Annotated in this window: 21 protein-coding genes; 12 read left to right on the top strand and 9 right to left on the bottom strand. The window is 66.4% G+C overall.

Going from position 1 to position 19,539, the window contains the following annotated elements; genetic code table 11:
• Nucleotides 1-89 precede the first annotated feature (89 nt).
• On the bottom strand, nt 90-389 hold the full coding sequence (locus ACFQPG_RS00220) for a DUF1153 domain-containing protein (RefSeq protein WP_380809290.1): 300 nt from the start codon (nt 387-389) through the stop codon (nt 90-92).
• Nucleotides 390-784: 395 nt separating this feature from the next.
• On the opposite strand from ACFQPG_RS00220, the gene mnmA reads away from it, so the two are divergent.
• Both mnmA and ACFQPG_RS00210 read left to right on the top strand, forming a co-directional pair.
• Complete coding sequence (gene mnmA, locus ACFQPG_RS00215) at nt 785-1,894, top strand: tRNA 2-thiouridine(34) synthase MnmA (RefSeq protein ID WP_380809289.1); 1,110 nt, start codon at nt 785-787, stop codon at nt 1,892-1,894.
• Nucleotides 1,895-1,897: 3 nt separating this feature from the next.
• On the top strand, nt 1,898-2,359 hold the full coding sequence (locus ACFQPG_RS00210) for an NUDIX domain-containing protein (protein ID WP_380809287.1): 462 nt from the start codon (nt 1,898-1,900) through the stop codon (nt 2,357-2,359).
• Here ACFQPG_RS00210 and ACFQPG_RS00205 read toward each other — a convergent pair.
• Genes ACFQPG_RS00205 through pdxH form a run of 4 tightly spaced genes read right to left on the bottom strand, consistent with a single transcriptional unit; the run spans nt 2,356 to nt 5,918 of the window.
• Nucleotides 2,356-3,609: an APC family permease gene (locus tag ACFQPG_RS00205; RefSeq protein ID WP_380809285.1), complete on the bottom strand. Its 1,254-nt coding sequence runs from the start codon at nt 3,607-3,609 to the stop codon at nt 2,356-2,358. The genes ACFQPG_RS00210 and ACFQPG_RS00205 overlap by 4 nt on opposite strands.
• A 25-nt stretch (nt 3,610-3,634) precedes the next feature.
• The gene (locus tag ACFQPG_RS00200; RefSeq protein ID WP_380809283.1) at nt 3,635-4,417 is read right to left on the bottom strand and encodes a PhzF family phenazine biosynthesis protein; all 783 of its coding nucleotides are present in this window, start codon (nt 4,415-4,417) and stop codon (nt 3,635-3,637) included.
• Complete coding sequence (locus ACFQPG_RS00195) at nt 4,414-5,343, bottom strand: cation diffusion facilitator family transporter (RefSeq protein ID WP_380809281.1); 930 nt, start codon at nt 5,341-5,343, stop codon at nt 4,414-4,416. Before ACFQPG_RS00195 ends, ACFQPG_RS00200 begins: the two co-directional genes overlap by 4 nt.
• A complete protein-coding gene (gene pdxH / locus ACFQPG_RS00190; protein ID WP_380809279.1) occupies nt 5,340-5,918 on the bottom strand; it encodes a pyridoxamine 5'-phosphate oxidase in 579 nt (192 codons plus the stop codon). Before pdxH ends, ACFQPG_RS00195 begins: the two co-directional genes overlap by 4 nt.
• Before the next feature lie 174 nt (nt 5,919-6,092).
• Between pdxH and ACFQPG_RS00185 the strand changes: the two genes are divergently transcribed.
• The 6 genes from ACFQPG_RS00185 to ACFQPG_RS00160 all read left to right on the top strand — a co-directional run bounded on the left by ACFQPG_RS00185 (nt 6,093) and on the right by ACFQPG_RS00160 (nt 10,265).
• Nucleotides 6,093-7,058 carry a DnaJ C-terminal domain-containing protein gene (locus ACFQPG_RS00185; RefSeq protein WP_380809277.1) on the top strand — a complete coding sequence of 322 codons (966 nt, stop codon included), beginning with the start codon at nt 6,093-6,095 and terminating at the stop codon, nt 7,056-7,058.
• Nucleotides 7,059-7,064: 6 nt separating this feature from the next.
• A complete protein-coding gene (locus ACFQPG_RS00180) occupies nt 7,065-8,096 on the top strand; it encodes a YihY/virulence factor BrkB family protein (RefSeq protein WP_380809275.1) in 1,032 nt (343 codons plus the stop codon).
• Nucleotides 8,093-8,896, top strand: coding sequence for an enoyl-ACP reductase FabI (gene fabI, locus ACFQPG_RS00175; protein WP_380809273.1), 804 nt, complete (start codon nt 8,093-8,095; stop codon nt 8,894-8,896). The genes ACFQPG_RS00180 and fabI overlap by 4 nt, the downstream gene beginning before the upstream one ends.
• A 44-nt stretch (nt 8,897-8,940) precedes the next feature.
• On the top strand, nt 8,941-9,093 hold the full coding sequence (locus ACFQPG_RS00170; RefSeq protein ID WP_380809271.1) for a hypothetical protein: 153 nt from the start codon (nt 8,941-8,943) through the stop codon (nt 9,091-9,093).
• Nucleotides 9,094-9,116: 23 nt separating this feature from the next.
• Nucleotides 9,117-9,419, top strand: coding sequence for an acylphosphatase (locus ACFQPG_RS00165; RefSeq protein ID WP_380809270.1), 303 nt, complete (start codon nt 9,117-9,119; stop codon nt 9,417-9,419).
• 84 nt (nt 9,420-9,503) lie between these two features.
• Nucleotides 9,504-10,265 (top strand): hypothetical protein, encoded by a 762-nt coding sequence (locus ACFQPG_RS00160; RefSeq protein WP_380809268.1) that lies wholly within the window; start codon nt 9,504-9,506, stop codon nt 10,263-10,265.
• Between the two features lie 20 nt (nt 10,266-10,285).
• Here ACFQPG_RS00160 and ACFQPG_RS00155 read toward each other — a convergent pair whose 3' ends face one another.
• From ACFQPG_RS00155 to ACFQPG_RS00145, 3 genes are all read right to left on the bottom strand, one after another.
• Nucleotides 10,286-11,575, bottom strand: coding sequence for an adenylosuccinate synthase (locus ACFQPG_RS00155; RefSeq protein WP_380809266.1), 1,290 nt, complete (start codon nt 11,573-11,575; stop codon nt 10,286-10,288).
• Between the two features lie 162 nt (nt 11,576-11,737).
• On the bottom strand, nt 11,738-13,288 hold the full coding sequence (serA, locus tag ACFQPG_RS00150; RefSeq protein ID WP_380811643.1) for a phosphoglycerate dehydrogenase: 1,551 nt from the start codon (nt 13,286-13,288) through the stop codon (nt 11,738-11,740).
• A gap of 116 nt (nt 13,289-13,404) precedes the next feature.
• Entirely contained in the window at nt 13,405-14,523 is a 1,119-nt protein-coding gene (locus tag ACFQPG_RS00145; protein ID WP_380809264.1) for a phosphoserine transaminase, read from the bottom strand.
• Between the two features lie 375 nt (nt 14,524-14,898).
• Between ACFQPG_RS00145 and ACFQPG_RS00140 the strand changes: the two genes are divergently transcribed.
• Genes ACFQPG_RS00140 through xth form a run of 3 tightly spaced genes read left to right on the top strand, consistent with a single transcriptional unit; the run spans nt 14,899 to nt 17,160 of the window.
• Nucleotides 14,899-15,957, top strand: coding sequence for a M23 family metallopeptidase (locus ACFQPG_RS00140; protein ID WP_380809263.1), 1,059 nt, complete (start codon nt 14,899-14,901; stop codon nt 15,955-15,957).
• Nucleotides 15,958-15,993: 36 nt separating this feature from the next.
• On the top strand, nt 15,994-16,335 hold the full coding sequence (gene erpA, locus ACFQPG_RS00135) for an iron-sulfur cluster insertion protein ErpA (protein ID WP_380809262.1): 342 nt from the start codon (nt 15,994-15,996) through the stop codon (nt 16,333-16,335).
• Between the two features lie 48 nt (nt 16,336-16,383).
• A complete protein-coding gene (gene xth, locus ACFQPG_RS00130) occupies nt 16,384-17,160 on the top strand; it encodes an exodeoxyribonuclease III (RefSeq protein ID WP_380809260.1) in 777 nt (258 codons plus the stop codon).
• Here the strand turns inward: xth and ACFQPG_RS00125 are convergent.
• On the bottom strand, nt 17,157-18,305 hold the full coding sequence (locus ACFQPG_RS00125) for an N-acetyltransferase (RefSeq protein WP_380809259.1): 1,149 nt from the start codon (nt 18,303-18,305) through the stop codon (nt 17,157-17,159). The genes xth and ACFQPG_RS00125 overlap by 4 nt on opposite strands.
• Before the next feature lie 124 nt (nt 18,306-18,429).
• Here ACFQPG_RS00125 and ACFQPG_RS00120 point away from each other — a divergent pair, with 124 nt between their 5' ends.
• Nucleotides 18,430-19,539: a fatty acid desaturase family protein gene (locus ACFQPG_RS00120; RefSeq protein WP_380809257.1), complete on the top strand. Its 1,110-nt coding sequence runs from the start codon at nt 18,430-18,432 to the stop codon at nt 19,537-19,539.

Raw genomic sequence — 19,539 nt, 5'->3', positions numbered from 1 at the left:
CAAGACGCGTGATGCCCGCATCTTGTTCCGCATCAGGAACGCTCTGTCTAGATACGCTGACGAAACGTTAGTCCGAGGATGGGCCGCGGTCAGTAGCGCTGCTGACGCTCGTAAACCTGGCGATAGTGCTGGAGCCGGGTCACGCGCAGCCCCGGCATTCCGCTGCGGTCCACGGCGCGTTGCCAGCTGGCGAATTCTTCCAGGCTGAGCGTATAGCGGGCGCAGGCCTCGTCCACCGTAAGCAGGCCCCCGGCCACCGCTGCGACGACCTCGGCCTTGCGGCGCACGACCCAGCGAGTGGTGCCCGCCGGCGGAAGCGACTCAAGCGTCAGCGGCTCCCCGAGGGGGCCGATAACCTGATGGGGCCGGAACTTCTGATTCTCGAGCATTGCTTCCTCAAAGGCGTTTGGGTTCGACGTGGTGGAGCCTGTTTACCGGGGCTCCAATCAAGGAAATCTGAAACCTGCTGGTAAACGCGGCCCTCATTCCTCCTTATCGCCCGTTAACCCTGACGCGCCCGCAAAGGCGCCGCTCAACTGCCGCGAGGCTTCGCGCCAGCCGTCCGATCCCGACAGCAAGCACACGATCGCACGCTGCCGCTCGGTCGGGCAGGGCGGCATGGCCGGCCCGCGGAGAAGCGACAGCAGTGCCGGCAACTCGTCTCTCGAGGCCTCACGTGCCGCTTCCAGCTTCCCATGGTGCAGCGCCAATCCACTCTCCTGCCTGATCCGGCCTTGAACCTGACCTAGCTTCGGATGGTGAACTTCGGGTAAAGACGCGCCCCATGCTCATCGATTTAGGACTGAAAAGGCCCCCTCGGGAGGCTCGGATCGTGGTCGCCATGTCGGGCGGCGTCGACAGCTCGGTGGTGGCCACTCTGGCGGCCAAGGCCGGTGCCGAGGTGATCGGCGTGACTCTCCAGCTGTACGATCATGGCGAGGCGGTGAAGCGCTCCGGATCGTGCTGCGCCGGGCAGGACATCTACGACGCCAGGACCGTTTGCGACCGGCTCGGCATTCCCCATTACGTATTGGATTTTGAGAGTCGCTTCCGGTCGGGCGTGATCGACCGCTTCGCGGACGATTATGCCCGCGGCCGAACGCCGGTGCCCTGCTCGTTATGCAACCAGGGCGTGAAGTTCACCGACCTGGTCGCCTTCGCGCAGGATCTCGGCGCCGACTGCCTCGCCACCGGCCATTATGTGCGCCGAATGGTCGGCAGCGGCGGGCCCGAGCTTCACCGGGGCGCGGACCCCGCGCGCGACCAGAGCTATTTCCTGTACGGCACGACCCGCGAGCAGCTCGACTTCCTGCGCTTCCCGCTGGGCGACCTGCCCAAGAGCCGGGTGCGCCAACTGGCGGAGGAAGCGGGCCTGACCGTGGCCGGCAAGCCTGACAGCCAGGACATCTGCTTCGTTCCCGACGGCGATTATGCTGGTCTGGTCAAGCGGCTCAGGCCGGAGACCGCGGCGCCAGGCGAGATTGTCGACCTTTCCGGCCGTGTCCTCGGCGAGCATCCGGGGGTAGTCCACTTCACCGTGGGCCAGCGCCGCGGGATCACAATCGGCGGGCAGGCCGAGCCGCTCTACGTGGTGCGCATCGAGCCGGAGGATCGCCGCCTGGTGGTCGGTCCGCGCCGGGCCCTGGCAGTGGCCGGGGCATGGGTCGAGCAACTGAACTGGATCGGCGAGGAGCAGCAGGACGTCGCGGTCAAGGTCCGCTCGCTCGCGCCTCCCGTGCCCGCCCGGTTCAAGGACGGGGAAGTCCGTTTCCTGCATCCTGAATATGGCGTCGCGCCAGGCCAGGCGGCGGTGTTCTACAACGGCAGCCGACTGCTCGGCGGCGGGTGGATTGCAAGGACGAGTCCAGCTGAAGCCGCCCTGGCGGCGGCTTGACGGGTGCCTGCCCCGCTCAGCGCCGGTATCCTGCTGTTCCGCAAATCCGACGGCGGAGTGGAAGTGCTGCTTGGCCATCCAGGCGGGCCATTCTGGCGCCACAAGGATGCAGGCGCCTGGATGATTCCAAAGGGGCAGGTCGAACCCGGCGAGCGGCCGGTGGAGGCCGCTTTGCGCGAATTCGAGGAAGAGACCGGCACTCGGCTGAAGGCGGTTCCGTTTCCGCTGGCTCGCATCCGGCAGTCCGGTGGGAAGATTGTCGAAGCCTTTGCGGCTGAAGGCGACCTAGACCCGGCTGCCTTGCGCAGCATCGACTTCTCCATGGAATGGCCGCGCAACAGCGGCCAGCAGCAGAGCTTTCCGGAGATGGACCGAGCCGAATGGATGAGCCTCGCCGAGGCCCGCCGGCGCATGCTGCGGAGCCAGCTGCCGCTGCTTGAGGCCCTCGAGGCGAAGCTCACCTAGTCAGGTGACGAACGGCGACTCATCGGCAGGTAGAGCAGCAATCCGGCGACGGCGAGCGCCCCTAGCGTGCCCCAGGCGGCGAGGTCGGCCTGGGATGCGGCCAGCATGCAGACCAGGATACCAACCGCCGCCGACGCCCATTGCCCGGCCGACAAACGCCGCCCGGCGACTCGCGGCAAGGCGGCGATGGTCACGCCGTAAACGATCATCCGGGCCAGGGTGCTGACGACCGCCAGCCAGACGAAGCTGCCGCTGACCGCCAGCGCGGCGGCAAGCAGCGCTAGGAAGAGGATCGAATTGGAGGGACTTTCCAGGCGCACGCTGACCCGGCCGAACCAGCCGGGCAAATCGCCGCGGGTTGCCATTGCGTAAGTGACTCGTGGGGTAGAGGCCATGATCCCGTGCAGGTTGCCGGTCAGCGAACTCACCGCCGCAAGCGTCAGCACGGCGGCGCCGTGCGGCCCCGCGACGCGCTGGCCAAGGTCGATCAGCGGGGCATCGGTGACTGCTGCTCCGCCCGGAAAGGCGGCGACGAACGCGAGTTGGACCAGCAGGTACAGCATCGCGGTCGCGGCGATGGTCAGCAGGATGGCACGGGGCAGGGTGACTGAGGAGTTGCGCGTCTCACCGGCTGGAACGACCGCATTCTCGAACCCGACAAAGGCGTAGAACACGACCAGCAGCGTCGCTTCGACGCTGCTCAGCTGCGGCAATGGTCCTGGCGCCGGCAGGGGGCCGAACAAGACCAGGGCCGCAACACCGGCGACGATCAGGGGCAGCGTCTTCAGCAGGGTCAGTCCGCCGAGCAGCCCAAGCGCGCGCTTCATTCCCGAAAGGTTCGCAAGAGCGAGCAGCGCCGGCACCGCGAGCAGGATCGCAGCGCGGAGAATGCCTTCGTCGGCTCCGCTCCACCAGCGGGCAAGATAGGCGGTCAGCACGTTGGCGTTGGCGGCAAAGGCGGCAGCACGGGCGATGTAGTAAATCCACCCGAGTTCAAAGCCGGCCAGTCGTCCAAATGCCCGGCCGTAGGTCGCCGGCCCGCCGCTCTCCGGAAAGGCGGCGATGCTGCGGCAGAACGGAACGACGACCAGCAAGGACGCCAATGCGACCAGCGGGAACAGCCACGGCGACCACGCGTCAAAATCCGCAGCCAGCGTCGCCGGAAGGGCGAAGATCGCCGCTCCGACGGCGCCATTGAAACTCAGCAGGATCGCGCCGCCGAGGCCGATCCGGCGGGGCAGCGCGGCCACCCGTTCGTTCAAAGCTGCTTCTCGCTCAAAGCTGGAAGCTGCCCTCGATCACCGTGAAACAGGAGCCGCTGAGCAGCACGCGGTCGTTCCGCAACTCGCATTGCAGCAGCCCGCCGCGTTTGCTGACCTGGGCCGCGGAGAAATGGTGCCGGCCGAGCCGCTCCGCCCAGAACGGCACCAAAGCCGCATGAGCCGATCCGGTCACCGGATCCTCGTCGATGCCGACGTAGGACACGAAGACCCGGCTGGCGATGTCCTCCCGAGCGCCGGGAGCAGTGACCACGGCCATCCGTCGGATCGAGCGCAGGCGGGCGAAGTCGGGAGCAACCGCGCGCACTTCTTGCTCGCTGTCGAGCAGCAGGATGGCGGCGTCGTTGCATTCGCTCGCAAGCCAAGCCGGCCGGTGTGCAATGCCGAGCGCATCACACAGATCGGGTTCATCCGTTTTCCGGAGGGAGGCAGCAGGGAGGCTGAGCTCAAGTAGCCCCTTTTCCGTCCTGGCGACGGTCAGTACGCCCGAGCGGGTTGAGAAGCGAACGCGCTCGCCGGTGAGCAGGACGTAACCTGCGGCGAGGCTCGCATGCCCGCACATGTCGACTTCGACGGCTGGGGTGAACCAGCGCAGATCGTAATCAGCGTCGTCCTGCGAAGACGGGACGGTGAATGCCGTCTCGCTGAGGTTGTTCTCCGCCGCGATCGCCTGCAGCGTTGCGTCGTCGAGCCAATGCTCGAGCGGCATCACTGCCGCAGGATTGCCGGTCAGGGGCCGCTCGGCGAAGGCATCGACCTGGAAGAAGGGCAAGATCACGGGCGGGTCTCCGTCAGGTGGCTCGGCAGCAGGGTTTCACGGTCGGTATGTCCCTCCGGATCGAGGTGCATCAGAATCTCGGTCCCCGGGAAACGTCGCTGGAGCGCTTCCTCGGCCGAGTCGAGCCGCTCGTGCGCCTCGCGGATGGTCCAGTCCTGTGGCACCCAGACGTGGAACTGGATGAAATCATGGGCGCCGCTGGTCCGCGTGCGAACGTCGTGGATGCCCTTGAGCTCGGGAAATTCAGCCACCGCGGCAAGAAAGGCCTCGCGTTTGCCGACCGGCCATTCCTTGTCCATCAACTGATCCACCGAGTCTCCCGCCGCTCGCCAGGCGCCCCACATCAACCAGGCGGCGATCGCCACTCCGAAGGCCGCATCGGCGCCCCGCACCCGCAGCCACTGATCGAGGACCAGCGCAGCGATCACCGCGGCGTTCAGCAGCAGGTCCGACTTGTAATGGATGTTGTCGGTCTGGATGGCGATCGAGCCGGTCTTGCGGATCACCTGCCGCTGATACGACAGCAGCAGCAGCGTTCCGGCCATCGCGGCGATGCTGACCCCGACGCCGAGCTCCGCATTGGCCGTCGGCGCGCCCTCGATCAGCCGGTGGATCGCTCGCCAGCCGATGCCAATACCGGACGCGGCGATCAGCACGGTCTGACCCAGGGCGACCAGCGCCTCCGCCTTGCCATGCCCGAAGCGATGGTCGGTGTCCGCCGGAAGCGCCGCGATCCGTACCCCGGCAAGGGTCACCAGGCTCGCCACCAGGTCGAGCGCCGTGTCGGCCAGGCTGCCGAGCATGGCAGTAGAGTCGGTCGCCACCGCCGCCCACACCTTCGCCACCAGCAGCGACAAGGCCATGGCCACGCTGGCCAGCGCCGCGCGGGTCGAAAGGCGGGTCCGCTCCGGCCCGGTGACCCTCATGGGTAAAGCAGGCTTTCGGCCCAGCCGTCGTCCACCCGGGTGAACAGCCGCCGTTCGTGCAGCCGGAATGCCCGGTCGGCCCAGAACTCGATCTGCCGGGGAACGATCCGGTAACCCGACCAGTGCGGCGGGCGCGGAACCGCGCCCCCGGCGAACCGCGCCTTCATCTGTTCGAACCGCTGCTCAAAGGTTTCGTGCCGATCTAGTCGACGAGACTGCTCCGACGCCCACGCCCCAAGCTGGCTGTCGCGCGCGCGGCTGGCGAAATAGGCGTCCGCCGCCGCCTCGCTGACCGGGACAACGGGTCCGTCCGCGCGCACCTGCCGGCGGAGCGATTTCCAGTGCAGGCAGATGGATGCGTGCGGGTTGGCGGCCAGCTCGCCGCCCTTGCGGCTGTCCATGTTGGTGTAGAAGGTGAAACCCTCCGGCCCGTGGCCCTTCAAAAGGACCATCCGCACCGAGGGCCGCCCCTCCGCATCGGCGGTCGCCAGCGCCATGGCGTCGGGATCGTTGATCTCCTTTGTCCGCGCCTCGGCGAACCAATCGGCGAACAAAGCGAACGGATCGGTGGTCATCCCTTCGCGTTTAACCGCACCGCCGGGCAAGTCGAGAGCGCGTCCCGCGCTGCGCCAAGGTTGGCGAGCGCCTCTTCAGCGTCCATATCGACCATCGAACAGGCCGAGGCAGCGTTCGCCCGTCGGGGTACGTCGTCGCGCGGGCAGATGAGTGATGAAGGGTCGAAATTTCGCATGGATCTTTACGCACGGCTCGGGGTCAAGCGGGGCGCAACCGAAGCCGAGATCAAGAAGGCCTACCGCAGCCTCGCCAAGCAGCTCCATCCCGACCGCAACAAGGACAATCCCAAGGCTGCCGAGCGGTTCGCGCAGATCACGTCCGCCTACGACCTGCTGTCCGACAAGGACAAGCGCGCCCGCTACGACCGCGGTGAGATCGACGAGGAAGGCAATCCCAAGATGCCGTTCGGCGGCGGCTTCGGCGGGGCGGCAGGCGGCGCTCGCCCGGGCGGCGGACCAGGCGGGTTCGAAGGCTTTCCCGGGGGCGGGGGGTTCGAGGGCAATGCCGCCGATATCTCCGACTTGTTCGAGGGGTTGTTCGGCGGTGCAGCGGGCGCTCGCCGCGGCGGCCCGTTCGGGGGCGGCGGCTTCGGTGGCCGTCGTTCTTCTTCACCGCCACGCGGCGCGGATGTCGCGTATCGGCTGACAGTCCCATTCGTTGACGCCGCAACCCTCGCGCCGCAGCGTGTGACGCTGGCAGACGGCAAGACCATCGACCTCAAGCTTCCCCCCGGCGTGGAGGACGGCACTCGAATCCGCCTGGCGGGCAAGGGCGAATCGGGTCCGGGCGGCACCGGCGACGCCATGGTCACCATCGCGATCGAGCCCCACCGCTTCTTCACCCGCGACGGCCAGGATATCCGGTTGACCTTGCCGGTGACGCTCAAGGAAGCGGTGTTGGGCGGCAAAGTAAAGGTGCCGACGCCTGATGGTCCGGTGATGCTGACCGTGCCCAAGGGCAGTTCGTCGGGCAAGGTGCTGCGGATCAAGGGCCGCGGCTTTTCCGGGAAGGGCGGCGCAAGGGGCGACCAGCTGGTCACACTCAGCGTTGATTTGCCAGCCGGGGATGCGGCGCTGGAAAACTTCGTCGCCGGCTGGTCGGGTGGCGAGGGCAACCCCCGGGGGAGCCTGGGCGTCTAACCTCCCATGCAGGAAGGCTCTCCACAATCTCCCGAGGCCCGGCGCAAGCGCCTGGCCATGCTCAAGGCGCGCTTCGGCGAGCGCGTCGTCGACCGAGTCAAGCCGGGCTCCCGACCGTTCGAGGTGATCAAGCGGGTGGCGGTCGGCGTGTACAACGACGGCTTCATCCATGCCGGCAATCTTGCGTACCTGGCTTTGCTGTCGATGTTCCCCTTCTTCATCACGGCGGCCGCCGTGGCCTCGCTGCTCGGGCGGAGCGAAGACAGCCAGATGACGGTTGCGGCGCTCCTCCAGCAACTGCCGCCCGACGTCGCCGCTGTGCTGCGAGAACCGATCCGGGAGGTGCTCACGGCCCGGACCGGACCTTTGCTGTGGTTCGGCGGCCTGGTCGGTCTGTGGACCGCGACCAGCTTCACCGAAACGATCCGGGACATTCTGCGCCGAGCCTATGGGGTGAAGTTCTGCGCCCCTTTTTGGGAATATCGGCTGATCTCCATTGCGCTCATCCTGGGCGCGGTGATCCTGCTGATGACCGCCTTTGCGGCCTCGGTGGCGATGAGTTCGCTGGAGAAGGCGATCATCCACCTGGTGCCAGCCTTTGGTGATGTGGCGGGCCTGATCCAGGTCTACCGGCTCATTCCCGCGGCAGCGCTGTTCGGCACGGTCTATGCCGTCTTCGTTATCCTCACTCCGTCGCGCTACCGCAAGCGGGAGTGCCGCAAGTGGCCAGGTGCGCTGCTAGTGACCCTCTGGTGGCTCGGCACCGCGGAACTCCTGCCTGAAGCCATCAGCCTGGCAGGCGGCTATGACCTCACCTACGGCAGCCTGGCCGGGGTCATGATTGCCCTGCTGTTCTTCTTCGTCGTCGGGCTCGGCGTGGTGATGGGCGCGGAGTTGAACGCGGCGCTGGCCGAAACCGGCGCGACGGCGCTAAAGGGGGAAATCTACTCCGGGCCGTTCAGCCAGGAACTTGAAGTCGAAGAGCCTGCGCCCGGCGAAGACGTGCGCAAGGAAGAAGGGGGAGGAGTCGCGGCATGACCGCACTGATGCAGGGCAAGCGCGGGCTGATCATGGGTCTCGCCAACGATCGGTCGCTGGCGTGGGGGATCGCGCAGAAGCTTGGGCAGGCCGGGGCGGACCTGGCCTTTTCGTACCAGGGCGAGGCGCTGGAGCGGCGGGTGCGGCCGCTGGCCGAGCAGCTCGGCTCCAACCTGCTGCTCGATTGCGACGTCGGCGACATGGCGGCGCTCGACCGGACGTTTGCCGAATTGCAGGAGCGCTGGGGCGGCCTCGACTTCCTGGTCCACGCGATCGGATTTTCGGACAAGAATGAGCTTCGCGGCAAGTTCGTCGACACCAGCCTCGACAATTTCCTCTTGACCATGAACATTTCAGTCTACAGCTTCGTCGCCTGCGCTCAGCGCGCGGCGCGGATGATGCAGCCGGGCGGTTCGATGCTGACCTTGAGCTACTACGGCGCCGAAAAGGTCATTCCACATTACAATGTCATGGGCGTCGCCAAGGCCGCGTTGGAAACCTCGGTCAAGTATCTCGCCGCCGACCTTGGCCCGGACGGCGTGCGCGTCAACGCTATCAGCGCCGGGCCCATCAAGACGCTCGCCGCCAGCGGCATCGGCGACTTCCGCTACATCATGAAGTGGAACGAGTATAACTCGCCCCTGCGCCGCAACGTGACGATCGAGGATGTCGGGGGGGCCGGGCTGTACCTGCTGTCTGATCTGGCCAGCGGGGTGACCGGCGAAACCCACCATGTCGACGCGGGTTATCACGTTGTCGGCATGAAGGCCGAAGACGCGCCGGATATCGCGACGGTGTGACCCTTCTCTTGATGTTCTTGGCCCTGCTGTTCGGGGCTGGATACATGCTTGGTCAAATCGTCGGGCATGTTCCGCTTGCGGGCTTCAAGCACATCAACCGGTGGGACGAGCCTGATCGGTTCAAGCGCTATTCGAGGGGTTTGGCGCTCCTCGGGGGCGTGTTCGCCGTTGCTGGCAGCGTTGCCTTACTGGCATAACCCAGTCTTCTGGAGACAAGCCTGTGGTCTCTGTCATTGCCCGCCATGCACGAGTCACCGGCCGCGTGCAGGGGGTCTTCTTTCGCCAGTGGACCAAGCAGCAGGCCGACCAACTCGCTGTCAAAGGCTGGGTGCGCAATTGCCCGGACGGTTCGGTCGAGGCTCATGTTGAGGGTGACGAGCCGGCTGTGGGAGCATTGATCGGACGAATGCGCCGTGGCCCTCCAGCGGCAGAGGTGGCTGAGCTGATCTCGAACCCCTGTGAACCCGCGGGAGCGAGCGTCTTCGAGGTTAAGCGTTCAACTTCGCCGAGGCGCAGCAGTTAACCTTTCCAACGGTCTCACCGGTTAAGCTTCGGCAGCTAACGGCTCAGGCCAGCCGCGGGAGTGGTCGCTGACAAAGGGGAAGAAATGAAGTGGGTTCATATCCTGCTGGCCGCAGTTGCCATGGGTGCCACGCCCGCCGCAGCATTGGCTGCCGCGCCAGCGAAGCGATCGCCCGCGACCGCGGCTCGGAAAACGCCGACCAAGCCCGACCTCGATCCGGCGCAGGCCATGGCGGTGATGACCAAGTTCCTCGACCGATTGTTCCCTGCGGGACCGGAGCCCGAGCCGATGCGGCTTGCCGCCGCCCGCGGCGTGACCATGCTGATGTTTCCCAAGGGTGCCTATGCCGAGGCGATGAACGGCTTCATCGAGAGGACGGCGGATCAGGTGCTCGGCATGACCGAGGCGGATTTCGCCGAATTGATGCCTTCGGGCGCCGCCAAGGGCAAGAGCAAGGCTGGCGCGGCGCCAAGCCGGGTACCGTTGGGTCAGGCGCTGGCAGCAAAGGACCCGCAGTTCGACGCAAAGCTGGCGGCTGGCAAGGCGTTCGCGAAGACCATGTTCGTGAAGCTTGGCGACGTTGCGGAGCCCAAGTTCCGCGAGGGCATGGCGCGGTCGCTGGCGCGTAAGTTTGATGCGCGGCAACTTGGCGAGATCAACGGCTTCCTCGCAACCCCGACCGGCGCGGCGTACGGCCGCCAGATGGTCGGGCTGTGGTTCGAGCCCGACGTGCTTCGGGGAGCGATGCAGTCCTTCCCGGAGATGATGAAGATGATGCCGGAGCTTGGGAAGGATGCAGCGGGTCTCGGCGCGCAGATGAAAGCTCAGGCGCCTGACAAGAAGTAAGGTGCAGCCCCCGCCGAGGGTCACCCCGCGAACGGATCCCGCACCAGGATCGTATCGTCGCGTTCGGGCGAGGTCGACACCAGCGCCACCGGGCAGCGGATCAGTTCCTCCACCCGGCGGATATACTTGATCGCCTGGGCCGGTAGCTCCGCCCACGAGCGAGCCCCGGCAGTGCTATCGCTCCAGCCGTCCATTTCCTCGTAGACCGGCACCACGCGCGCCTGGTCCGCGGCGTGCGGCGGAAGATAGTCGAACTCGCGCCCGTCGATTCGATAGCCTGTGCAGATCCGCACCTTGTCGAGCCCGTCGAGCACGTCGATCTTGGTCAGCGCCACGCCAGTGATGCCGCTCACCGCCACCGCCTGCCGCACCAGCACCGCGTCGAACCAGCCGCAGCGGCGCTGACGCCCTGTGACCGTGCCGAACTCATGCCCCCGCTCACCGAGCCGCTGGCCGACGGCGTCCTCCAGCTCGGTCGGGAAAGGGCCGGAGCCGACCCGCGTGGTATACGCCTTTACAATTCCCAACACGAAACCGGCCGCGCCTGGGCCCGTGCCGCTGCCGCTGCCGGTGGTCCCCGCGACCGTGTTGGACGAGGTGACGAAAGGGTAGGTGCCATGATCGACGTCGAGCAGCACGCCTTGCGCACCTTCGAACAGGATGCGCTTGCCGGCTCGCTGCGCCTCGTCGAGATCGACCCAGACCGGCCGCGCAAACTGCAGCACGAAGTCGGCGATTTCGCGAAGATCGCTCTTCAGCCGGGCGCGGTCCACCGGCGGGTAGCCAAAACCGGCGCGCAGGTGATCGTGGTGCGCGCACAGACGATCGAGCAGCGGGTCGAGCTCCTCGAGATGGGCGAGGTCGCACACGCGGATCGCTCGGCGGCCGACCTTGTCCTCATAGGCTGGACCGATTCCGCGGCGAGTGGTCCCGATCTTGCCCGCTCCCGACGCGTCCTCGCGCAAGGCATCGAGGTCACGGTGAATGGGAAGGATCAGCGGGCAGGTTTCAGCAATCCGCAGCACTTCGGGAGTGACAGCGACACCTTGCCCGCGCAGCCGCTCGACCTCCTTTCGGAGTGCCCACGGGTCGAGCACCACGCCGTTGCCGATGATCGAGGGCGTGCTGCGGACGATTCCGCTAGGCAGCAGCGACAACTTGTACACCTCGCCGCCGACCACCAGCGTGTGCCCGGCGTTATGCCCCCCCTGGAAGCGGACTACCATTCCGGCCCGGCTGGCAAGCCAGTCGACGATCTTGCCCTTGCCCTCGTCGCCCCATTGCGCGCCGATAACGGTGACGTTGCCCACGGTCGGTCCTTTTCTGAACGGCGCGGTCAGCCGCGATTCAGTCCGCCCTCCTATTGGGAAGGCGGTGATGCGTCCAGTTCAGCACCCCTTCCTCATTTCCCGCGGCTGGCTCGGCGCTGCCCTGCTTGCGCTCAGCGCGTGGGTGGCCCGCGGGCCGGCTTTCTAGAAGCTCAGGGGCACTACTTCCCGCACGCCCGGCAAGGCACAGAGCTTCCGAACCACCTCCGCTGGAACAGGATCGTCGACTGCCACCAGAGCGACCGCCTCACCCCCCGCTTCGTGGCGTCCCAGGTTGAAGGTCGCGATGTTGATCCCCGCGTCGCCCAGGGTCGAGCCGAGCTTGCCGATGAAACCGGGGGAATCGTCGTTGACGATGTAGAGCATGTCGCCGGTGAGATCGGCCTCGACCCGGATGCCGAAGATCTCCACCAGCCGGCTTGCCCGATTGCCGAACAACGTGCCGGCGACCCGCCGTTCCCCGGACCCGGTCCCCACCGTCACGCTGAGCAAGGTGTGGTAATCGCCCTCGCGGTCGTGCCTGATTTCGCGCACGTCCAGCCCGCGTTCCTTTGCCAGAAAGGGTGCGTTCACCATGTTCACCGTCTGGCTGTACGTGCCCATCAGCCCCGCGAGCACCGCCCCGGTGATCGGCTTCTGGTTGAGTTCGGCCGCGGCACCTTCGACCTCGACCGCGACTGAGCGGACCTCCTCGCCAAGCACTTGCCCGACCAGCCGGCCGAGCTTCTCTGCCAGCGCCATGTAGGGCTTCAGCCGCGGCGCCTCTTCGGCGCTGAGGCTCGGCATGTTGATCGCGTTAGTCACCCCGCCGAGCAACAGGAAGTCGCTCATCTGCTCGGCGACCTGGATGGCGACGTTGACCTGCGCCTCGCTGGTCGATGCGCCGAGGTGCGGGGTGGAGATGAACCCTGGCGTTCCGAACAACGGCGAGGCGGTCGCCGGCTCCGTCTCGAACACGTCCAGCGCGGCGCCTGCGACGTGGCCGTTGTCGAGTGCCTCCTTGAGAGCCCCCTCGTCGATCAGCCCGCCGCGCGCACAATTGATGATCCGCACGCCCCGCCTGGTCTTCGCCAGCGCGTCGCGGCTGAGGATGCCGCGGGTCTGGTCGGTCAGTGGCGTGTGCAGGGTGATGAAGTCGGCGCGGCGAAGGAGTTCGTCGAGCTCGACCTTCTCCACTCCAAGCTCCAGCGCCCGTTCCGGCGTCAGGAAGGGATCGAAGGCGATGACCTTCATCCGAAGCCCCAGCGCCCGGCTGGCGACGATCGAGCCGATGTTGCCGGCCCCAATCAGTCCCAGCGTCTTGGCCGTCAGCTCCACGCCCATGAAGCGGTTTTTCTCCCACTTGCCGGCCTGGGTAGAGGCGTCGGCCTCGGGCAGCTGGCGGGCAAGCGCGAACATCAGGGCGATGGCATGCTCGGCGGTGGTGATGGAATTGCCAAACGGGGTATTCATGACGACCACGCCGTGGGCGGTCGCCGCCGGGATGTCGACATTGTCGACCCCGATCCCCGCGCGACCGACGACCTTCAGGCGCTCCGCCGATGCCAGCAGCTTGGCCGTGACCTTGGTCGACGATCGGATTGCCAGGCCGTCATAGTCGCCGATGATCGTTGCGAGTTCGTCCGGCGTCTGGCCGGTGATCTCATCCACTTCGATCCCGCGCTCGCGGAAGATGGCGGCCGCTTTGGGGTCCATCTTGTCGGAAATGAGAACTTTGGAATTCACGCTATTTCCTCGTTATCCAAAGGCGGAATTTGATCCCGCGCCATTCCGCTGCGGCACATGGATTCCACCCTCGCGGGGGGAGACAATCAGCGGGCAGTTTCTTCCCACGCCCAGTCGAGCCACGGTCCGAGCGCTTCGATATCGCTCGTTTCCACCGTCGCCCCGCACCACACGCGCAGCCCCGGCGGAGCGTCTCGGTATCCCGCGATATCGTAGGCGACCTCCTCCGCTTCGAGCAGCGCGGCAATCTGCTTGATCCGAGCCTCGTCCGCGCCCTCCAGTGACAGGCAAACGCTTGTGGTCGAGCGCGTTTCCGGTTGGTGCGCGAGATGGGTAAGCCAACTGCGCTCCTGCACGATCCGGTCGAGCGCGGCCGCATTGGCTTCGCTGCGCGCGATCAGGGCCTCGAGCCCGCCGAGCTCGGTCGCCCATTCCAACGCGAAGATCGCATCCTCCACCGCCAGCATCGAGGGTGTGTTGATCGTCTCTCCCTTGAAGATGCCTTCGTTCAGCTTGCCGCCGCTCATCAGACGGAACAGCTTGGGCAGCGGCCGGTCTGGGGGGAAGCTTTCCAGACGCTCGACCGCTCGGGGGCCGAGGATCAGCACTCCGTGAGCGCCTTCGCCGCCGAGCACCTTCTGCCACGAGAAGGTCGCCACATCGATCCGGTCCCACGGAAGGCGCATCGCGAACACCGCGCTGGTCGCGTCGGCGAAACTCAGGCCCTCGCGATTGCCGGCGATCCACTCGCCGTCCGGCACCCGCACGCCCGATGTCGTTCCGTTCCAGGTGAACAGGACGTCGTTCGACCAGTCGATCCGGCTCAAGGCGGGCAGTTCGCCATAAGGTGCGCGGAGCACCGTAGGGTCGAGCTTCAGCTGCTTGACCGCGTCGGTGACCCAGCCCTCGCCGAAGCTTTCCCAGGCCAGCAGGGTCACCGCGCGCGCGCCGAGCATGGACCACATCGCCATCTCGAACGCACCGGTGTCGGAGCCGGGAACGATCCCGACCCGATGGGTGTCGGGAAGCTCCAGGACTTCGCGCATTAGGGCAATGCAGTGGCTCAGCCGCGCCTTGCCGATCTTGGAGCGATGCGACCGCCCGAGGCTTTCGAGGCTGAGTTTGTCGGGGCTCCAGCCTGGCGGCTTGGCGCAGGGGCCCGACGAAAAGAACGGCCTTTGCGGCCGCACGGCAGGACGATTCACTTCAACTCTCCTCGCAGAGAGCACGCGCCGCGTTGGGACGGCGTGGCCCGCGACGAGACTTAGCCGATCTGCGGCTGGCCGCAACCGGGGACTAGACCTTCGATTCTGTGGATAAGCGCGAAATTGTTCCTTGAGCGGGGTACGACTCGGCTCGGCTCATCGCTTCGCCCCTGCAACTCATCCCGCAAACTCGCCCGGAAGGTTGAATTCATTAACCAACGCAGGTCTCTTATTCTCTGTCAGCACGGCGATGGGCAAATCGCAGTGGCTGGCGGGGGCTGGGGAGCTCTCGACAGAACAAGAAAGCCGAGTGGCTTTTCGCTGCGAGGCTTTCGTTTGAGATTTTGGGAGCAATACACCGACATGGCGCACGCCTTGACCGCAACCCCCGGCCTATTCCGCAGCCGCGACCTGTTCGTGCACGACGGTACCAAGCTCCGCCGCATCCGCCTGTCCCTTCCGGTACAGGCGTTTCTTTTTGCGCTCACCGTTCTTCTGGTCGGCTGGTCGGTTTTTGCCGCTGCCCGGATCATGACGGCTCCGGCTCGTCCCACCGTGGTCGTCCAGGGTGGCGGCCTCAAGCAACTCGCCGCTGCCGCCGAGCTGCGCGCCCGTGCGATCGAGCAGCGCCAGGAGCTGCTTGCCCAGATGATCGCCGGCGGCAACGTGGACCCGTCGGCACTTCCGGAAACCACCACTCTGGCCGCCCTGCCGAGCGAGATCGCTGGCCCGCTCGCCCGCGCCGAGGACAAGCTTGCGGCCGAGGAAAGCGCCGCCGCTGCTACGCTCGATGAGCGCTACAGGGTTGCTACGCGTGAGCTGAAGAAGCTCGGCCTGTCGCCGAACCGCCTGGCCGTGGGCGGCCCGTTCGAGCCAGCCGCCAAGGCCGACCCGACCTTCAAAGCCCTGTTCAATAGCTGGAAGAAGCTCGACCAGCTTCAGGACAGCGCCATTGCCGTTCCGGCCGACAAGCCGGTTCGCACCGCCGCCTTTACGTCCAGCTTCGGGGTCCGCTCGGATCCATTCCGGGGCAGCGCCGCGATGCACGCCGGGATCGACCTTGCCGGTCCCGCCGGTACCCCGATCTACGCCACGGCCGAAGGTGTGGTGAGCTCGGCGGGCTGGCACAATGGCGGCTACGGCAACCTCATCAAGCTCGACCACGGCCGCGGGATCGAGACCCGTTACGCCCACCTGTCGTCGATCGCGGTTCGTCCCGGGCAGCGCATCAAGCGAGGCGACGTGATCGGCCGCATGGGTTCGACCGGCCGCTCGACCGGCAGCCACCTCCACTACGAAGTCCGGATCGACGGTCGCGCGGTCAACCCGATCCCGTTCATGAAATCGACGGACTATCTGGTCGCGATCCGCAGCCGCAACGGCGCCGCGATGGACCAGGTTGCGCTCGGCGGGCCGACCAAGGCGCAGCGCTAACTTGTTGTCGATGGCGCGCGAGCCTATCTCGTGCTCGTGACCACAACAGCCCAGGCCCGAATCTCGCTCACATTCTCCGCAGCCAGGCGCGTCGCCGCAATCGCCGCTCGGCAAGGCAAGCCGCCATTGCTGCGCCTCTCCGTCGATGGGGGCGGCTGCGCGGGGTTCAGCTACAGGTTCGCGCTGGCCGATGCAGTCGAGGCGGACGACAGCGTGGCCGAGACCGACGGGGTGAAGCTCGTCGTCGATTCGGTCAGCCTCGACCTCGTCCAAGGCTCTGCGGTCGATTTCGTCGAGGATCTCGGCGGTGCTGCGTTCAAAGTCACCAACCCCAACGCTGCCAGCGGTTGCGGCTGCGGATCAAGCTTCTCGGTCTAGATATCGCGATGTTGCTTTTTGGGGGGCCGCGCCTAGTCCTCCACCCCAATGAAAATCGCATCCTTCAACATCAATGGCATCCGCGCCCGCCTGCCGCGCCTTCTGGAATGGCTCGAACGGGAGCAGCCGGACGTCGCCTGCCTGCAGGAGCTAAAGTGCGCGGACGAAGCGCTGCCGGTGAGCGATATCGAGGCCGCCGGCTATGGCGCGGTGTGGCATGGGCAGAAGGGCTTCAACGGGGTGGCGATTCTTCGCCGCGGCGGGTCTCCCGATCTGCGCCGGGTGGGGTTGCCCGGTGACCCCGAAGACAGCCACAGCCGCTATATCGAGGCGGAGATCGACGGGGTGGTGATCGCCTCGCTCTACCTGCCCAACGGCAACCCGGTGGGCACCGACAAGTTCGCGTACAAGCTCGCCTGGATGGAGCGCATGCGCCAGCATTCGGCGGAGCTGTTCGCGACCGAGCGGCCGGTGGTGCTTGCCGGCGACTGGAACGTCGTCCCCGAAGATCGCGATGTTTTCTCAGCCGAGCGGATGCGCCACGACGCGTTGATGCAGCCGGAGACCCGGGCGGCATGGCGGCGGATCCTGCACCAGGGTTGGACAGACGCCCTGCGCGCTCTGCACCCGAAGGAGGAGCGGCTGTACACCTTCTGGGACTATACGGCTGGTTGCTGGCAGCGGGACGCGGGCTTCCGCATCGACCATCTGCTGCTGTCGCCGGTCGCCACAGATCGCCTGCAGGCGGCCGGGGTCGACCGCTGGGCGCGCGGCGAGGAAAAGGCCAGCGACCATGCGCCGACCTGGATCAAGCTGGCCGCCTAGAGCGCCTTCTCGTAGATCCGGTATGTCTTGTTGATGCCCGCTCCAGGAAGCTGGGCGATCGACATCATCCCCTGATTGTCCTCCAGCACCCAGCCGAACTCGCCGTGCGTGGCGCCGTATTTCGCGACAGAAACCTGCCGCGATTTCTCGATCATCATGAAAGCGAGCTGGCTCGCCAGCCGGCTGCCCTGAAGCCGCTTGGCGACCCCCATGAGCGGCACGCGCATCCGTCGCACTCGCGGCTTGCGCAGGCGCCACAACAGCTTGGCCCAACCGAACGGGAACAGCCGGCCGTCAAGGTCGGCGGTCAGTTCGTTGATGTCCGGAATGGTGATCATGAAGGCGGCAGGAACCCCGTCCAGCTCGGCAACATAGACGAGGTCCTCGTAGATGATCGGGCGCAGCTTCTTGCCGACATAGGCGATCTCGGACGCGGTGAGGGGGACGAACCCCCAATTCTCCGACCAGGCATCGTTGAGCAGGCTCATCAGGATCGCCGCTTCCTCGTCGAACCGGTTCTTGTCGACCTCGCGCAGCCCAATCCTGGGATTGCGATGGCCGCTGTCGATCAGCCGCTGGATCAGCGGAACCATGTTGATCCGGATGTCGAGTTCGTACGTGTAGAGATCCCGCGCCTTGCCGTATCCGGCAGCCTCGACCCAGCCGCGATACTCGGGCCGGTGATGGCCCATCATCGCCGTCGGCGCCTCGTCGAAGCCGGCGATCAGCAGTCCCGGCTCATCCCAGATCGACAGGCTGATGGGTCCAAGCGCGCGGCTCATTCCCTCAGCCCGCAGCCATTCTTCGGCAGTGGCGATCAGCGCCGCCGCCGCTTCGCTGTCCAGCGCCTCGAACATGCCCCACTGGCCGGTTCCAGGGCCCATCTGCTCCAGCACCAGCCGATCGACCTGGGCGCTGATCCGTCCCACCGGTCGGCCGCCTCGCATGGCCAGCCACAATTCGGCACGGGCATGTTCGAACCACGGGTTCTTGCCCGGAGTGATCAGGCCCAGCACTTCGCTCTTGAGTGGCGGGACCCAGGCCGGGTCGTCGCGGTACACCTCCCAGGCGATATCGACGAATTTCCGGCGGTCCGCAGCCGTGGCGACGCGATGGATGGAGAGGGTCGCGGCAGGAGCATTCATGACTGCGGGCTAGCCCGCGCCGGCGGTCCTGTCACCACTATCGCAAATATCGGAGGCGATCCGCATTGTTGCGCCATGTTCGTGCCACTATCTCGGAGCAGTCCCGCAAGTCGGACAAGGACTTATGACTCAGCTGACCATCGACGGAGCACGGCTTGCCAGAGCCGAGGCAAAGGGCACGGCCGTTGGCCCGCGGCCACTTGCCGATGGTGTCCGCGGCGATGACAAGGCCATGCTGCGCGCCGCCGCGGATCTGACCCGCGATCTCAACACGCCCAAACCCCCCGTCTATTGGGCGGACCTGCTGGGCTCGGCGTTGGTCGGCTATGCCGCACTCGCCGGGGCGATGCTGCTACAGCCGGCCGGCGCGGCCCTGCTTTGCGGCGTGCTTGCGGTGCTCGCACTTTATCGCGCAGGCAGCTTCATCCATGAAGTGACCCACATCAAGCATCGGGCACTTCCGGGCTTCCGCACCGCCTGGAACCTGCTGGTCGGCATTCCGCTGCTGGCGCCTTCGTTCCTGTACGAAGGTGTCCACAATCTCCACCATGCCAAGAGCCGCTACGGCACGGTTGAGGATCCCGAATACCTCCCGCTCGCGCTGATGAAGCCGTGGACCTTGCCAGTGTTCCTGCTGGTGTCGGTGCTGGCGCCGGTTGCGCTGTTGATCCGGTTCGCGGTTCTGGCGCCCTTGTCCTTGTTGTCGACGCGGCTCCGCGACATCGTCGTCGCGCGTTATTCCGGACTGCAGATCAACCCGCATTTCCGCCGGCGCCCACCCGAGGGCGAGATCAAGGCCCAGTGGCGCTGGCAGGAAATCGCGGCCAGCCTGTGGGCGATCGGCTTCATCGCCCTTGTCGCGGGCAGCATGCTCCCACTGCGCGATGCGATCATCCTGCTGGTGGTCGTGTCCGGCGTCATGCTCCTCAACCAGGTGCGCACTCTGGTCGCGCACCTGTGGGAGAATGATGGCGAGCCGATGACCGTCACGGCGCAATATCTGGATAGCGTCAACGTGCCGCCGCCCGCCACCCTGCCGGCGCTGTGGGCTCCGGTGGGCCTGCGTTATCATGCGCTGCACCACCTGCTGCCGGGCGTGCCGTACCACAACCTCGGCGAGGCTCACCGCCGGATCAGCGGGGCGCTGGACGAACGCTCCAGCTTCCACGCCACCAACCATCGCAGCCTGGCCGGACTGGTCGGACGGCTCGCGGCAAGCACGATGCGCCGTTAG

This window comes from Sphingomonas sp. GCM10030256 (assembly GCF_042666415.1).
Classification (GTDB): Bacteria; Pseudomonadota; Alphaproteobacteria; order Sphingomonadales; family Sphingomonadaceae; genus Sphingomicrobium.
Note: the sequence above shows the minus strand (reverse complement) of the source record. Positions and strands in the feature narration are given on the sequence as shown.

Coding starts and splice junctions, on each gene's coding strand:
- ACFQPG_RS00195 (WP_380809281.1), bottom strand. CDS start 5,343: ATGAGGGTCACCGGGCCGGAGCGGACCCGCCTTTCGACCCGCGCGGCG.
- ACFQPG_RS00160 (WP_380809268.1), top strand. CDS start 9,504: ATGAAGTGGGTTCATATCCTGCTGGCCGCAGTTGCCATGGGTGCCACG.
- ACFQPG_RS00185 (WP_380809277.1), top strand. CDS start 6,093: ATGGATCTTTACGCACGGCTCGGGGTCAAGCGGGGCGCAACCGAAGCC.
- ACFQPG_RS00120 (WP_380809257.1), top strand. CDS start 18,430: ATGACTCAGCTGACCATCGACGGAGCACGGCTTGCCAGAGCCGAGGCA.
- xth (WP_380809260.1), top strand. CDS start 16,384: ATGAAAATCGCATCCTTCAACATCAATGGCATCCGCGCCCGCCTGCCG.
- ACFQPG_RS00180 (WP_380809275.1), top strand. CDS start 7,065: ATGCAGGAAGGCTCTCCACAATCTCCCGAGGCCCGGCGCAAGCGCCTG.
- fabI (WP_380809273.1), top strand. CDS start 8,093: ATGACCGCACTGATGCAGGGCAAGCGCGGGCTGATCATGGGTCTCGCC.
- mnmA (WP_380809289.1), top strand. CDS start 785: ATGCTCATCGATTTAGGACTGAAAAGGCCCCCTCGGGAGGCTCGGATC.
- pdxH (WP_380809279.1), bottom strand. CDS start 5,918: ATGACCACCGATCCGTTCGCTTTGTTCGCCGATTGGTTCGCCGAGGCG.
- ACFQPG_RS00170 (WP_380809271.1), top strand. CDS start 8,941: ATGCTTGGTCAAATCGTCGGGCATGTTCCGCTTGCGGGCTTCAAGCAC.
- serA (WP_380811643.1), bottom strand. CDS start 13,288: ATGGACCCCAAAGCGGCCGCCATCTTCCGCGAGCGCGGGATCGAAGTG.
- ACFQPG_RS00220 (WP_380809290.1), bottom strand. CDS start 389: ATGCTCGAGAATCAGAAGTTCCGGCCCCATCAGGTTATCGGCCCCCTC.
- ACFQPG_RS00125 (WP_380809259.1), bottom strand. CDS start 18,305: ATGAATGCTCCTGCCGCGACCCTCTCCATCCATCGCGTCGCCACGGCT.